This is a genomic window from Saccharothrix sp. NRRL B-16348 (genome assembly GCF_001280085.1).
Classification (GTDB): domain Bacteria; phylum Actinomycetota; class Actinomycetes; order Mycobacteriales; family Pseudonocardiaceae; genus Actinosynnema.
In genome coordinates this window covers 127,531-141,854 of the sequence record NZ_LGED01000002.1, presented here as the reverse complement: position 1 = coordinate 141,854, position 14,324 = coordinate 127,531, and the positions used below count along the sequence as shown (strand labels likewise).

At 72.9% G+C, this 14,324-nt stretch carries 8 protein-coding genes; 5 read left to right on the top strand and 3 right to left on the bottom strand.

Annotated features, from left to right (window positions below; genetic code table 11):
- Positions 1-40: 40 nt before the first annotated feature.
- The 3 genes from ADK67_RS02935 to ADK67_RS02925 form a co-directional block, all read right to left on the bottom strand.
- Positions 41-1,303 (bottom strand): RNA polymerase sigma factor, encoded by a 1,263-nt coding sequence (locus ADK67_RS02935; protein ID WP_053714802.1) that lies wholly within the window; start codon positions 1,301-1,303, stop codon positions 41-43.
- Positions 1,300-1,692 (bottom strand): YciI family protein, encoded by a 393-nt coding sequence (locus tag ADK67_RS02930; RefSeq protein WP_053714801.1) that lies wholly within the window; start codon positions 1,690-1,692, stop codon positions 1,300-1,302. Before ADK67_RS02930 ends, ADK67_RS02935 begins: the two co-directional genes overlap by 4 nt.
- A gap of 161 nt (positions 1,693-1,853) precedes the next feature.
- Entirely contained in the window at positions 1,854-4,031 is a 2,178-nt protein-coding gene (locus tag ADK67_RS02925; RefSeq protein ID WP_082403167.1) for a CRTAC1 family protein, read from the bottom strand.
- Between the two features lie 358 nt (positions 4,032-4,389).
- On the opposite strand from ADK67_RS02925, the gene ADK67_RS02920 reads away from it, so the two are divergent.
- The 5 genes from ADK67_RS02920 to ADK67_RS02900 are packed head-to-tail and all read left to right on the top strand — an operon-like array spanning position 4,390 to position 14,170.
- Positions 4,390-5,325 (top strand): DUF1702 family protein, encoded by a 936-nt coding sequence (locus ADK67_RS02920; RefSeq protein WP_053714799.1) that lies wholly within the window; start codon positions 4,390-4,392, stop codon positions 5,323-5,325.
- Between the two features lie 19 nt (positions 5,326-5,344).
- On the top strand, positions 5,345-7,240 hold the full coding sequence (locus ADK67_RS02915) for an FG-GAP repeat domain-containing protein (protein WP_053714798.1): 1,896 nt from the start codon (positions 5,345-5,347) through the stop codon (positions 7,238-7,240).
- On the top strand, positions 7,237-8,217 hold the full coding sequence (locus ADK67_RS02910; protein ID WP_197289245.1) for an enediyne biosynthesis protein UnbU: 981 nt from the start codon (positions 7,237-7,239) through the stop codon (positions 8,215-8,217). Before ADK67_RS02915 ends, ADK67_RS02910 begins: the two co-directional genes overlap by 4 nt.
- Complete coding sequence (locus ADK67_RS02905) at positions 8,217-13,721, top strand: type I polyketide synthase (protein ID WP_053714796.1); 5,505 nt, start codon at positions 8,217-8,219, stop codon at positions 13,719-13,721. The genes ADK67_RS02910 and ADK67_RS02905 overlap by 1 nt, the downstream gene beginning before the upstream one ends.
- Positions 13,718-14,170, top strand: a complete 453-nt coding sequence (locus ADK67_RS02900; protein ID WP_053714795.1) for an acyl-CoA thioesterase — start codon at positions 13,718-13,720, stop codon at positions 14,168-14,170. The genes ADK67_RS02905 and ADK67_RS02900 overlap by 4 nt, the downstream gene beginning before the upstream one ends.
- The last annotated feature ends 154 nt before the right edge of the window (positions 14,171-14,324 follow it).

Genomic DNA, 14,324 nt, shown 5'->3' with positions numbered 1-14,324 from the left:
CTCGACACCGGGTGCGGAGAAATTTTCCGCGACTTGTGGACTACCGGTCGGTGGCCTCCGCCAGCTCCGCGAGCCGCTTGGTGAGGAAGCGCCGGTCGGCCGGGTTCGTGGCCAGGTCGTGGGCGCGCAGGTAGGCCTGCGCCGCCTGGTCGGTCCGGCCGAGCCTGCGGAGCAGGTCCGCCCTGGCCGCGTGCATCAGGTGGTAGCCGTCCAGGCCCTCGATGCGGTCCACCAGGGCCAGGCCGGCTTCGGCGCCGTCCCTCATCGCCACCGCGACGGCGTGGTTGAGGGCCACGACGGGTGACGGCGTGACGTCGAGCAGCTCCCCGTACAGCTCGGTGATCACCTGCCAGTCGGTCGCCTCGCCTGTGGGCGATCTCGCGTGCTCGCCCGCGATGGCGGCCTGTAGCTGGTAGGGGCCCGGCACGTCCATCCGGGCCGCTCGGCGCAGCAGGCCGATGCCCTCGGCGATCTGCGCCCGGTCCCACCTGGTCCGGTCCTGGTCCTCGAGCAGGACGATGTCGCCGGTCGTGGTGTACCGGGTCTCCCGCCGGGCGTCGGTGAGCAGCATCAACGCCACCAGGCCCAACGCTTCGGGCTCGTCCGGCATGAGGGTGGCGACCAGCTTGCCCAGCCGCAGCGCCTCGGCGCGGAGCTGGTCGTGCCGCGGTGCGCCCAGGGGAGCGGTGTAGCCCTGGGTGAAGATCAGGTAGATCACGGCCAGGACCGCGGCCAGGCGTTCGGGCAGCCGGTGGTCGGGCGGCACCTCGAAGTTGATGCCGGCGTCGCGGATCTTCCGCTTGGCCCGCACGAGCCGTTGCGCCATGGTCGGCTCGGCGACGAGGAACACCTTGGCGATCTCGGCGGCGGTCATGCCGGCGACCGCCTGGAGCGTCAACGCCACGCGCGCGTCCATCGACAGCGCCGGGTGGCAGCAGGTGAAGATCAGGCTCAGCTGGTCGTCACCGACGCTGACCAGTCGGTCCTCGCCGTGCTCGGCCATGGTGGTCACCGCGCCCGGAACGGGGTCGTCCAGGGCGGCCAGCGCCTGCCTGGCCCGCGAGTTGTGCGCGCGCCGGATGCGGTCGACCGCCCGGTTCCGGGCAACCGTCAACAGCCACGCGACCGGGTCGTCCGGCACCGCGGTCGGCACCCACCGGCGCAGGGCCATGGCGAACGCGTCCTGCAGCGCGTCCTCGACCAGCTCGAAGTCGCCCACGGCCCGTACCAGCGCGGCGAGCATCCGACCCCGGTGCTCCCGGTACACCCGCTCGACGACGGTCGCGGGTGAGCGGTCGGTCATTCCGAGACGGCCACCGATCGCGCGGCGAACTGCGGCGCGTTCCAGCCGGGGATGTCGTCCATCGGCCGGACCTCCACCGAACCGTCGTACGCCATGGGGCACAGCGCGGCCAGTTCGAGCGCCTCGTCGAGGCCGGGGCAGTCGAGGATGCAGAAGCCGCCGAGCTGCTCGTAGGTCTCGGCGAAGGGCCCGTCGGTCATCAGCGTGCGGCCGTCGCGGACCCGGACGGTCGTGGCCGTGTGCACCGGCTTGAGCGGTCCGGCGGCCACGAACGCACCACGCTTGCGGCACTCGTCGGTGAACGCGTTCGCCCTGGTCAACGCGCCCTCGAAACGTGGATCACCCGGCTCGGGGCGATCACAACCGTAGAACAAGAGCATGTACCGCATGACGTGACTCCTGAGTCGGTTCCGGTCCCACCGGGCGGGCGGCTGTCCGCACGACGTCGTGCACCTGAGGATTCTGCCCCAAGCCGGTCGGTTGGTCACCGCACGCGCCGATGCCGTCACCGAGCGGGTGAACGCGGGTGACGGCGCCGGCGCGGGTCGGGCTACCTGGACTCGCTGTACGCCCGGCGGGCGCTGTTGATGAACCGGGTCGCGTCCGCCGCCGCGATCCGCCCGGCCGCGACCAGGGCGTTGACCGCGTTGTCGACGCAGGTCCGGTACTGCGCGCCCGTCATCGTCGTGGTCGTGAAGCTGCACGGGATCTCCGGCACCGTGATCCGCTCACCGGCCCGGACGTTGTAGAGCCGGTTGCGGACACCGCCCGGCCACAGCACCTCCACCACGCCGGCGCTCGACCGACCCGTGCCGAACGTGCCCTCGAACGCGTCCTGCGAGGCGAAGCCGGCGCCGCCGAGCACGGGGCGCAGCGCGCTGGGACCATCCGTCGGGGTGAACTTGACGACCGCTCCGATGCCGTCGCGGTTGACCCTCGCGCCGGCCGTGAGCCCGACGCTGCCCACGGCGCGCACGGTGACCGACTTGTTCCCGTTCCCGCCGCTGTTGACCTCGACGGACAGGTCGCCCTCGACGGTCGTGCTGCCGGTCGGCACCAGGGTCGACGGGTCACCGGCGACCGGCCGGAAGATCTGGAGGATGGCGGCGTCGCGGTCGAACGGCGACTGGAAGTCGAACGGCACCACGTCGTCGATGTTGACCAGTCTGCCCTCCTTGACCGACTGGGCGACGCTCACGACGTCGACGAAGCCGTTCTGGTCGAGGTCGCCGGTGGCCATGCCGATCACCGTGCGCCGGCGGTGGTCCTTCGTGCCGCGGGTGAAGACGTCGTCGTACTCGAAGGACGGGTAGAACGCGCCGGCGCCCACCTGCGGCCCCTTGTTGCGCAGCAACGCGCCCGCGTTGTCGGCCGTGACGTTGCCCAGGCCGTCCAGCGCGCCGTGGTAGAGCACGTCGGTCGAACCGTCGTTGTCGTAGTCGAACGCCGAGGTGCTCCAGCCCCACGGCGTGGCGTTGAGGCCGCCGAGGTCGGGGTCGGCGCCGGTGACGGCGGGCAGGTGCAGCGACGAGCGCCGCGGGTCGGCGAACGTGCCGTTCGGTCGCTGGAGGAACCAGCGGCTCGACGGGTCGCCCAGCTGCCTGGGCATCTGCGGCAGGGGCACCATCACGTAGTCGCCGCCGTTGGTGCCGAACACGTCGAGGTTGCCGTCGGCGTTGAAGTCGGCGAACGACAGGCCCATCCACAGGCCGGGCTCGCCGAGGCCGACGTCGAAGGTGACCTCGTCGAAGTACCCGTCGCCGTCGTTCTTCCACAGCCGGATGAAGCCGCGGTCGTGCCCGCCGTGCTTGGTGATCCGGTAGGCGGCCTGGTCGCCCGCCGTCATCAGATCGGCGTCGCCGTCCTGGTCGTAGTCCACGGCGGCGACGGCCCAGGTGATGTCGTTGAACGGCCCGGTCACGCCCGGTGGCACGTCCCGCACCTCGACGTGCCCGAAGCCCGAGGTGTTGCTCACGTCCGTGAACCGCAGGCCGTCGACGTTGCGCAGGAGCTGGTTGGGCTGGTTGTACGCGTAAGGGGCGGCGAAGATCGCCAGCGCGTGCTTCATGTCGAAGGAGTTGGCGATCGCGATGTCCAGCAGGCTGTCGCCGTTGATGTCGCCCATCGTGCAGCTCGCGTGGCTCAGGGCGCCGGCGGCGGCGTCGCCCGCGGCGGCCGTGACGTCGCCGAACGTGCCGTTGCCCCGGTTGAGGAGCAGGCGGTTGCCCTCGTTGCGACCGAGGACGTAGAGGTCGGTGTGTCCGTTGTTGTCGATGTCGCCCGCGCAGGCGCCGTTGGAGTCGTGGCCGGTCAGTGAGGTGCCCGTCCACGGTGCGAAGTCCACGAAGCTTACGGCGCCCGTTTGCCGGAGCTGGTTCTGGTAGAGGCTGTTCGCCCGGCCGGGCCCGTTGGTGACGTAGAAGTCGAGATCGCCGTCGTTGTCGTAGTCGAGCATCACGATGCCGGGGATGCCGTGGCTGAAGACGGGCTCGGTGGCGAAGTCGGCGAACTTGACCGAGGGCCGCTGGCGGTTGGCCACCCGCACCGCGTGCTCGGGTGACGGTATCCGGCGGTAGTTGGACATGGCGGTGCCGGGTAAGGCGAGCTCGGTGAAGGCGACGCCTCCGGGGGATGCCACCGCGCCGGCGGCGGGCGCCGCGAACGTCGACGCGAGCGTCAACACGACGACGGACAGGCTGAGCCGGCGCGAGCGCGACATGCGTGCCATGAAGCCTCCTGACGTAGGTCGCTAACACTAAAGATAGTTTTCCGTGCAGGCAATCTCTTCGCCGCTGGCCATCTGGCGTAGTTCTTGTTGCGCTCAACGGGTGTCTGCCTGTCGGTCTTTAGGGCTCCGGACGGCTGAGCGTCTCTGTGGAGGTGGGAAACGTGCAGGTCAGGAGAGAGATCTTCGCATGTGGGGCGTGGTCCCATCGAGTGAAGGCCGTTTCAGACATCTTGTTATCCATGGATTACGGTGCTAGACACCTAGTTCGCAGGTCAGCTCCAAAAGTCTTGTTTCCAGTAGTGAAATGATGTGCGTGGGGTCGACTGGGGGAGTCGTGGAAGAGCCTGTTGCCTTACCCGTGAGGGCTGCGGTCCGGCGGGCCTTCCGCGCGCCGCGGCTGCCGCTCTCGACGGCCGACTTCGGTCGCCGGGGATTCCGGACCGACCGGCCGGTGGCCCGGGAAGCCCTGGAGGGCCACGCGCGCAGCTTCCTGACCGGTTTCAACACCGCGGTGGGCGAGTGGCGTGCGCCGCACGCCGCGCTCGACCGGCTCGCCGACGAAGAACGCGGCTTCGCCTACGAGGGCGCCGGGATGTTCGCGCGCATCGCGGACCTGGCGACGGCGGGCCGGGCTCGCGCGGTGGAGCGCCTGCTGTCCGGCCCCGGCCACCGGTACGCGCACCTGGTGCACGTCGGCGCCGGCTGGCCGTTCGCCGCCGCGCGCCTGCCCGCACCGATCCCGCTGCCGCGCACCCCGCTGCTGCGGTGGTTGGCGTTGGACGGCGCCGGGTTCGCGGCAGCGTTCTTCGGTGGCGCGCGGGCGCTCGCCCGGCAGTGCCGCGCCGCCACGACTCCGGCCGCGGAGGCCAAGGTCGCCGGTTGCGGGCGCGCCGTGTGGTTCCTGGAGTCGGCCGACGTCGCGGGCGTCGCCCGACGGGTGTCCACCCTGCCACCGGCCGCCCACCCGTCGCTGTGGAGCGGGATCGGCCTGGCCTGCGCCTACGCGGGCGCGACGGACGAAGCCGGGCGGGCGGAGCTGGTCCGCGCGTCCGGGACGCACCGGCCGCACCTGGCGCAGGGAGTCGCCTTCGCGGCCGGCGCCAGGGTGCGCTCCGGGATCGTGCCGGAGCACACCCGTGCGGCCTGCGCCCAGATCCTCGGCGTCCACCCCGAGCAGGCCGCGGCGTGGACCGACGCCGCGGCGGAGGGCTTGACCGACTCCCGGCACGTCCACGCCTACCTCCGGTGGCGAGCCCGCGTCCGCGCGCTCGCCGCCCCGGTCACGCCCAATTAGAGAAGGGGTCGTGCGTTCCATGCCCAAGGCCGTTCGCGGGGCTGTCGCCGCCGCCGTCATGTTGGGTTCCTGTGCCGCGTTCGGGGTGCTGGCGGTGCGCCCGAGCCCGAGCCAGGCCGAGGTGGACGCCCTCGCGGCCACCTTCTCGTTCACCGCCGAGCCGGTGAACACCGCGCCTCCCGGCGCGAACCGGGAACGGCCGGTGGCACCCGGGCTGCGCGGCATCCGCAGCTGGATCTCGGCCGTCGGCGCCGCCGTGGCGGCCACCGACCTGCGAGGTCTCGGGCGGCCCGGCGACCTGTGCCTGGTCGACCCCCGGGACGACTCCGTCACGGTGCGGCCGGTGCCGCGCGACGCGGAACCGTACGAGCCCGTCCGGTTGTCGCCGACGGGCGTCGCCTACGACGCCACCATGGCGCCGATGGGCTGCGTGCCCGCCGACCTGGACGAGGACGGGGACCTCGACCTGCTCGTCTACTACTGGGGCCGGTCGCCGCTGTTGTTCGTGAACACCGCTTCGCCCACCGCCGTGCCGCGCCCCGGCACGTTCCGCGCGCGGGAACTGCTGCACCCGATGGAAGTGTGGAACTCGACCACCGCCAACGTCGGCGACATCGACGGCGACGGCCACTTGGACGTGCTGGTCGGCAACTACTTCCCCGACGGCGCCAAGGTGCTCGACCCGGCCGCGGCCGACGACGAGCGGGTGGCGATGCAGGACTCGATGTCCCGCGCCCGCAACGGCGGGGTCAACCGGATCCTGCTCACCACGCCGCGCGGTCCGGACGTGGTGCCGGACCTGGTGGACGCGGGCAACGCCCTGTCCGAGACCGCGGCGACGTCGTGGACCCTCTCGATCGGGTTGCAGGACCTCACCGGCGACGGTCTGCCGGAGCTCTACCAGGCCAACGACTTCGGGCCCGACCAGCTCATGGTCAACACCTCGGAGATCGGCCGCGTGCGGTTCACCGAGGTGACCGGCGACCGGGACCTCACGACGCCGAAGTCCGAGGTGCTGGGCCACGACTCGTTCAAGGGCATGGGCGTGGCGTTCACCTACGACCGCGGCAGCCGACTCCCGACGATCGTGGTCAGCAACATCACCACCCCGTACGCCCTGCACGAGAGCAACTTCGCGTTCGTCCCGGACGGCGACCCGCGGGACCTGCTGGACGGCGCCTTGCCGTACCGGGAGCAGAGCGAACGGCTCGGGTTGGCCAGGTCGGGGTGGTGCTGGGACGTCAAGACGGGCGACTTCGACAACGACGGCGTCGAGGAGATCCTCCAGGCCAACGGCTTCCTCAAGGGGGAGGTCGACCGGTGGCCGTTGCTCCAGGAGTTGGCGATGGGCAACGACGAACTGGTGCGCCACCCCTGGGCGTGGCCGGCGTTCGGGCCGGGCGACGACGTGTCGGGTCACGAGTCGAACCCGTTCTGGGTCAAGGGGCGCGACGGCGTCTACACCGACCTCGCGCCGGCCATCGGCATCGCCGAGCCCGACAACAGCCGCGGCTTGGCGCTGGCAGACGTCGACGGCAACGGCACCCTCGACGTCGTGGTCGCCAACCAGTGGGAGGACTCGGTGCTGCTGCGCAACCGGAGCACCGCCGGCACCGGGGCGAATCTGCGTTTCGTGCGCGCCGCCACCACACCCGGAGGACCCGAGGTCCAAGCGCTCGGCGTGCAGGTCGAGCTGCACCACCCCGATCACCCCCAGCGGGCGCAGCTCTACCCGGCGAACGGGCACGCGGGGGTCTCGGCCGCCGAGGTCCCGCTGTCCCTGCCAGACCACACCCCGGCCCCGGTCACCGTGACCTGGCGCGACGCCTCCGGGCTGCACGAAGCCCGGGTCGACGTGGCGCCCGGCCGCTGGACCGCGGTCCTCCACGGCGACGGAACGGTGGCACTGAGATGACGACGACAGCTCCGGCCGAGGCCCAACCCGTCGCCGGAACGCGGCGGGCAGGTTCCGGGCCCACCCCGGTGACGCCGGAGGTCCGGCGCGAGAAGGCCCTGCTCAGGTTCGCCCTGTCGATCACCGTGTTCAACGTCGCCGGTCACCTCCTCCTCGGGTTCGAGCAGTCGCCGATCACGCCCATCGCCACCGTCCTGGTGAGCTACGCGGCGGCGATGCTGTTCGAGACCCTCGACGCGTGGGTCCGCGGCCGCGCTCCGCAGTACCTGGGCGGCACGCGTGCGCTCGTCATGTTCCTGCTCCCCGCGCACATCGCCGCGCTGGCGTGCGCGATGCTGCTCTGGGGCAACGCCTCGCTGTGGCCCTACCTGTTCGCGGTCACCGTGGCCAACGCGAGCAAGTACCTCGTGCGCCTCGACGTCCGCGGCCGGCTGCGCCACGTGCTCAACCCCTCGAACACCGGCATCGTCGTCACCCTGCTGCTCTTCCCCTGGGTCGGAATCGCGCCGCCCTACCAGTTCACGGCCAACGTCGGCGGCGCCCTCGACTGGGCGATCCCGTTCGGCATCCTGGTGCTCGGCACGATGCTCAACGCGAAGCTGACCGGGAAGGTGCCGCTGATCCTCGGCTGGGTGCTCGGCTTCGCCGCCCAGGCGGTGGTGCGCTGGTTGGTGCTGGACCACCAGCTCGTCGGCGCGTTGGTGCCGATCACCGGTGTCGCGTTCATCCTGTTCACCAACTACATGATCACCGACCCCGGCACGACACCGGTGGCCACGCGCGCCCAAGTGGTCTTCGGGGTCACCGCCGCGGCCGTGTACGGCTTGCTCGTGGTGTCCGGTGTCGTGTTCGGCCTGTTCTTCGCCCTGGTAATCACGTGCGTGCTGCGTGCCGGGGTGATCCTGGCGGCGCGGCTGGCGCCCGCACGCGAGCAGGTCCCGTCGGGTACCTCCCCGGCGACGGCGGCGGTGGCGTGATGGGCGGACCGCGCATCGCGATCGTGGGCATGGCGTGTCGCTACCCCGACGCGGACGGCCCGGAGCAGCTGTGGGAGACGGTGCTCGGCCGGCGCCGCGCGTTCCGGAGCATCCCGGAGAGCAGGCTGTCGTCGGACTACATCGGGTCGCGGGACGAGCCCGACCGCACGTACGTCGCGCACGCCGGTCTGCTGCGCGACTGGGAGTTCGACCGGCGTCGCTTCGGCGTGCCGGGACCGCTGTACCGCGCCACCGACCAGACGCACTGGCTCGCCCTGCAGGTCGCCGCGGAAGCACTCGCCGACGCGGGCTTCCCCGACGCCGAGGGCCTCGACCGGGAGCAGGCGGGCGTGGTGCTCGGCAACACGCTGACCGGTGAGTTCACCCGCGCCCACCAGCTCCGGTTGCGGTGGCCGTTCCTCCGACGGGCGGCAGCGGCCGCGCTCGAAGCGGCTGGGACGGACCCCGAGGGCGCGGTCGGGGTGCTGACCGCGTTGGAAGGCATGGTCAAGCAGCCCTTCCCGGTGCCGGGTGACGAATCGCTCTCCGGCGCGCTCGCGAACACGATCGCCGGTCGGATCTGCAACCACTTCGACTTCCACGGCACCGGGTACACGGTCGACGGCGCCTGCGCGTCGAGCCTGCTGGCGGTGGCCGCCGCGTGCCGTGCCCTGGTGTCGGGCGAGCTGGACTTCGCCCTCGCCGGCGGGGTCGACCTCAGCCTCGACCCCTTCGAGCTGGTCGGCTTCGCGCGGCTCGGCGCCCTGGCCGTGGACGAGATGCGGGTGTACGACGCTGAGCCGACCGGGTTCCTGCCCGGCGAGGGGTGCGGTGTGGTGGCGTTGATGCGCGCCCAGGACGCGGAACGCGCGGGCCTGCGCGTCTACGCCGAGATCCTGGGCTGGGGCACGTCCTCCGACGGCGCGGGCGGGTTGACCCGCCCGGAGGCGTCCGGGCAGGCACGCGCGCTGACCAGGGCCTACCGCCTGAGCGGGATCGTCCCGAGCGCCGTCGACCTGGTCGAGGGGCACGGCACCGGGACGCGGCTCAACGACGTGACGGAGCTGACCGTGCTGCGCGCGGCGCTGGCCGACCGCGCGACGCCCGCCGTGCTGGGGTCGGTCAAGGCGAACATCGGTCACACCAAAGCAGCCGCGGGGGTCGCCGGTCTGATCAAAGCGGCCCTCGCGGTGCACCACCGGGTGCTCCCGCCGACAACCGGCTGCACCACGCCGCACGAACTGCTGCGCGGGCCCGGCGTGCCGCTGCGGGTGCTCACCGAAGCGGAACCGTGGGAGACCCTCGTCCCGCACGCGGCGGTGTCCGCGATGGGGTTCGGTGGGATCAACACCCACGTCGTGCTGGGCGGGCGCCACGCCGGACCGCACCCCGGTTTGCCCGCCGACGTGAAGGCCTGGTCCCGCCCGCGTCCCTCCGACGACGTGGTGGCGCTCGGCGCGGACTCGGCGGACGAACTCCTCGCCGCCCTCGACCGCCTCGTGGAGAACGCGCCCGCGCTCAGCGCGATCGAGGTGCACGACCTCGCCGCCACGGCGGCGGGTTCGGCGGCCCACCTGGCACCCGTCCGCTGCGCGCTGGTCGCCCGGACTCCCGCGGAACTGGCGGGGGTGGCCGCCCGCGCCCGCGCGCGGCTGGCCCGAGGCGTCACCGCGATGGCGGTGGACGAGGAGGCCGGGTTCGCCATCGGCGCCGGCGCGCCCGCTCGCGTCGGCTTGCTCTTCCCCGGCCAGACGTCACCGGTGCGGGCGGAGCTGCCCGCCTGGGCCGCCGCGCTGTCGGTGCCCGATCTGCCTCCGGACGTGCGGATCGAGGACGGCGACGTCGACACCGCCGCGGCCCAGCCCGCGATCGTCCGGCAGTCGCTCGCGGGCCTCGCCTGGCTCGCCGGCACCGGGTGCGACCCCGTTGCCGCGGTGGGCCACAGCCTCGGTGAGGTCGCCGCGCTGGTGTGGGCGGGCACGCTCACACCGCAAGCAGGTCTGGAGCTCGCCACGACGCGGGGTGCGCTGATGGCGCGTCACGGTGCGCCCGGCACCACCATGGCCGGCCTGGGCGCGGAGCCGACCACGGTGACGGCCCTGATCAAGGAGACCGACGCGACCATCGCGGCGTTGAACTCACCGCGGCAGACGGTGATCGCGGGTCCGGCGGCGGACATCGCGGAGGTCGTCGCCCGCGCGCGGGCGCAGGACATCCTCGCGACCCCGCTACGGGTCTCGCACGCCTTCCACAGCGCCGCGATGGCACCCGTCCAGCCGGCGTTCGGGGCGGCGCTCGCGCGCACGGACTTCGCGCCGCCGCGCAAGCCGGTCTTCTCCACCGTCACCGGCGGCCGGGTCGCGCGGCCCGCCGACCTGCTCCTGCGGCAGCTCGTGGAGCCGGTGCGCTTCCAGGAGGCATTGGAGAACCTCGTGCCGCGCACCGACCTGCTGATCGAGGTCGGGCCGGGGACGACGACGGCCGGTCTGGCGCGTGAGCGGGGGATCACGGTCCCGGTCGTCAGCATGGACTGCGGCGGTGACCCGCGGCGTCATGCGCTCGTGGTCGCCTCCCTGGTCGCGGCGGGCGTGCCCGCCACCGCGACCTGGTACCTCGGAGGCGGGCACCGTCGGCTCGACCTCGACCACCGCGGCGTGTTCCTGGCCAACCCGTGTGAGACGGTGCCCGCCGTGCTGTCCGCCGTGCCGTCCGCGGTGCCGGGACAGGCGCCCCTGCGGCTGCCGGATCCGTCGGGCGGAGAAGCCCTGACCGTGCTGCGGGAGCACCTCAGCCGCACCCTGGAACTGCCCGCCGACCGCATGGAGGCCACCAGCTCGCTGCTCACCGACCTGCACGTCGGCTCCCTGCAGTTGCTCGACCTGGTGACGACCGCCGCCGACCTGGTCGGCAGACAGGCGCCCAGCCCGCACGAGGTCATGGCGCACCCGTCGATCGGCGACATCGCCCGCATGATCGACGCGGCGCCGCTCAAGCGCATCAGGGCGGTCCAGGGGCGGGGCGTGCGCCCTTGGGTCCGCGCCTTCGAGCACCACTGGGTCGGCTACGACGGCGACGGACCGCAGCCGGCCGAGCCGGTGGAGTGGATCCGCTACGCACCGCTCCTGCGGATCCCGGACGGCACGGCGGCGCGCACGCCGACACCCGGCTCCGCGCGGCGCGGCATGGTGGTCGAACTCGGCGCCGCCGTCGAGGTCGTGCACGTGGTCGGCGCGCTGGCCGCCGTGATCGAGCGCATCGAGGTCGAGCGGCCGGACGTCCTGGTCGTGCTGCACGACAACCACCCGGCCGCCGCCGCGCTGGCGCGCAGCGTGGCCGTCGAGAAGGCGGACTGCGCGGTCACCGTCGTGAGCCGCCCGTCGCACCACGAGTTCGACCTCGGCCTGGCCGCCCGGAGCGGCTACCTCGAACTGCGCCTCGGTCACGACGGCCGCTACGAGAGGCCGGTCACCGAGGCGCGCCGTCCCGGCAAGGACGCCACCGCGCCGCTCGCGCCGGGTGACGTGTGCCTGGTGACCGGTGGCACGACGGGCATCACCGCGCGCTGCGCCGCCGTGCTGGCCGAGCGGTTCGGCGCCACCCTGGTCTTCCTCGGCCGCACGCCGGCAGGCTCACCCTCCGTGCGGGCGGGTCTCAACCACCTGCCCCAACAGATCCGGGTCCACTACGTGCAGTGCGACGTGACGGATCCGGCGGACGTCCGGGCCGCCGTGTCGGCCGCCGCGACCTGCGGGCCGATCCGCGGCCTGCTCCACGGCGCCGGCGTCAACGAGCCCCGGCCGCTCGGCGCGGTCTCCGACACCACGCTCCGCGCGACCGTCTGGCCCAAGGTCACGGGACTGCGCCTGCTGCTGGAGAGCATCGGCGGCCACGCGACCCTGGTGCTCGCCTTCGGCTCGGTCATCGGGCGGATGGGGATGCCGGGCCAGGCCGAGTACTGCGTCGCCAACGACTGGATGCGCGCGGAGGTCGAACGCTGGGCCGCGCGCCACCCCGGCTGCCGGACCCACTCGGTCGAGTGGACCTTGTGGTCCGGCGTCGGCATGGGCGAACGGCTGGGCGTGGTCGACCGGCTGCGCGGGCAGGGCATCGACCCGATCAGCCCCGACGACGGCACGGCGGCGTTGGTGGAAGTGCTCGCGGATCCGGGCGCGCCGGTCACGGTCATGCTGTCAGGTCGGCTGCCCGCCACACCGTCGCTCGTCTTCCGCGCCGGTGGCGAGCGCGGGATGCGCTTCAGCGAGGAGGAATCGGCAGGCACCCCCGGCGTCGAGTCCGTCCTGCGCGCCGGGCTCTCCCTGGGGACGGACCCCTACCTGGACGACCACCGCGTCGACGGCACGCCCGTGCTGCCCGCCGTGGTCGGTCTGGAGGCGATGGCCCAGGCGGTGGCCGCGCTCACCGGCGTGCCGCGACGGTGGTCGTTCGAGCGGGTCGCGCTGACCGCGCCGGTCGCGGTCGGCGAGCGGGGGACGCGCACGCTGGAAGTCGCCGCGTTGGCGCGCGATCGCGGCGACGGGGTCGACGTGGAGCTTCGCGACGACGCCGACGGGTACGGGGCCACCCGCTTCTCGGCGAGGTCGCGCACCGCCGCGGCACCACCCGAACGCGTGACCGTGCCGCCGGCACCGGTGCGCACCGAGGGGCGGCACCCGTTCTACGGACCACTGCTGTTCCACTCCGGGCGGTTCGAGCGGCTGGTCCGGTTCGACCACCTGACCGCGTTCGAAGTCAGGGCCTGGGTGAACGCCGACGACCACGCCCGGTGGTTCTCCGACTTCCACAGCGGTCGCCTGCTCCTCGGCGACCCGGGCGCGCACGACGCGAGCGTGCACGTGCTGCTCGCGTGCCTCCCGCACCGCAAGGCGCTGCCTGTGGGCGCGGATCGCGTGACGGTCTGGCGTCGGCCCGAGGGTCTGCTGAGGATCCACGCCGTGGAGACGCGGCACGCGGACGACGAGTACTGGTTCGACGTGGACCTCATCGACCAGGACGGCGAGGCCGTCAGCCGGTGGGAAGGGCTGCGGCTGCGGGTGATCGGGCCTCGGCGGTGGCACGAGCCGATGCCCGCGCCACTGGTCGGTCCGTGGCTGGGCAGGCGCCTGTCCGAACTCGGCGTCGGCGACCGGGTCGAGCTCGGCTCCGTCCGGGAAGGCGGTGACGGCCGGCTGGCCGCGCTCGACCCGGCGGTCGCGGTCGTCACCGAACCGGTGGCCGGTCGGCCGACCACGGCGCTGGCGGCGTCGTTCGCCGCCCGCACCGGCGAGGACGTCGAGGTCTCCGCGGCACGGGCGCGCTCCGTGCTCCGGGCGCTCGGCCTGCCGGAGCATGACGACGGCGATGCGGTCCGCGTGGAGGAGGCCATGGCCGACGGCCTTGTGCTGCTGCGCCACGAGGGTCGGCGCGTGCTCAGCGCGAAGCTCGCCACCGGGTCGCCGTCGCGGCCTGTCGCCGCGGTGGCCGTCGCGGTCGCCGAGAACCGATGACCGCGTACCTGTACCGGCACCGGGTCACGTTCGACGAGACGAACGTCGTCGGCAACGTCTACTTCGCGCACTACCTGCACTGGCAGGGGCACTGCCGCGAGCACTTCCTGGCCGACCACGCGCCCGCCGTGCTGGCGGCGGTCCGCGCGGGTGAGCTGGTGCTGGCGACGGTGTCGTGCGACATGGAGTACTACGCGGAGGCGTTCGCCCTGGACGAGGTCGAGGTCGCGATGACCCTCCGGGACTCCGGCGGCAACCGGGTGCTCATGGACTTCGACTTCCGCCTCGGCGGTCGCCTCTGCGCCCGCGGGTCGCAGGTCGTCGCCTGCCTCCGGCGGACGGCCGCAGGCGCGGAACCGGTGTCGTTGCCCGCCGAGCTGCTCAGCGCGCTCCGCGCTTATCGCCGTCCACCGGACCACCGGGAGCGGGACGGGGACCGACCGACCTGACGGCGGGCCGCGACGCGGGTGCACGGACCCGGTCCGTGCACCCGCGTTCCCGTCGTGCCCGCGGGACGCTCCCGCCACTTCTCACGACCGACTTCATCGCCTAGCTAACGTATAGCGACTCTCACGGCAGTTGACTTGGTCGGCCTCAGGATAC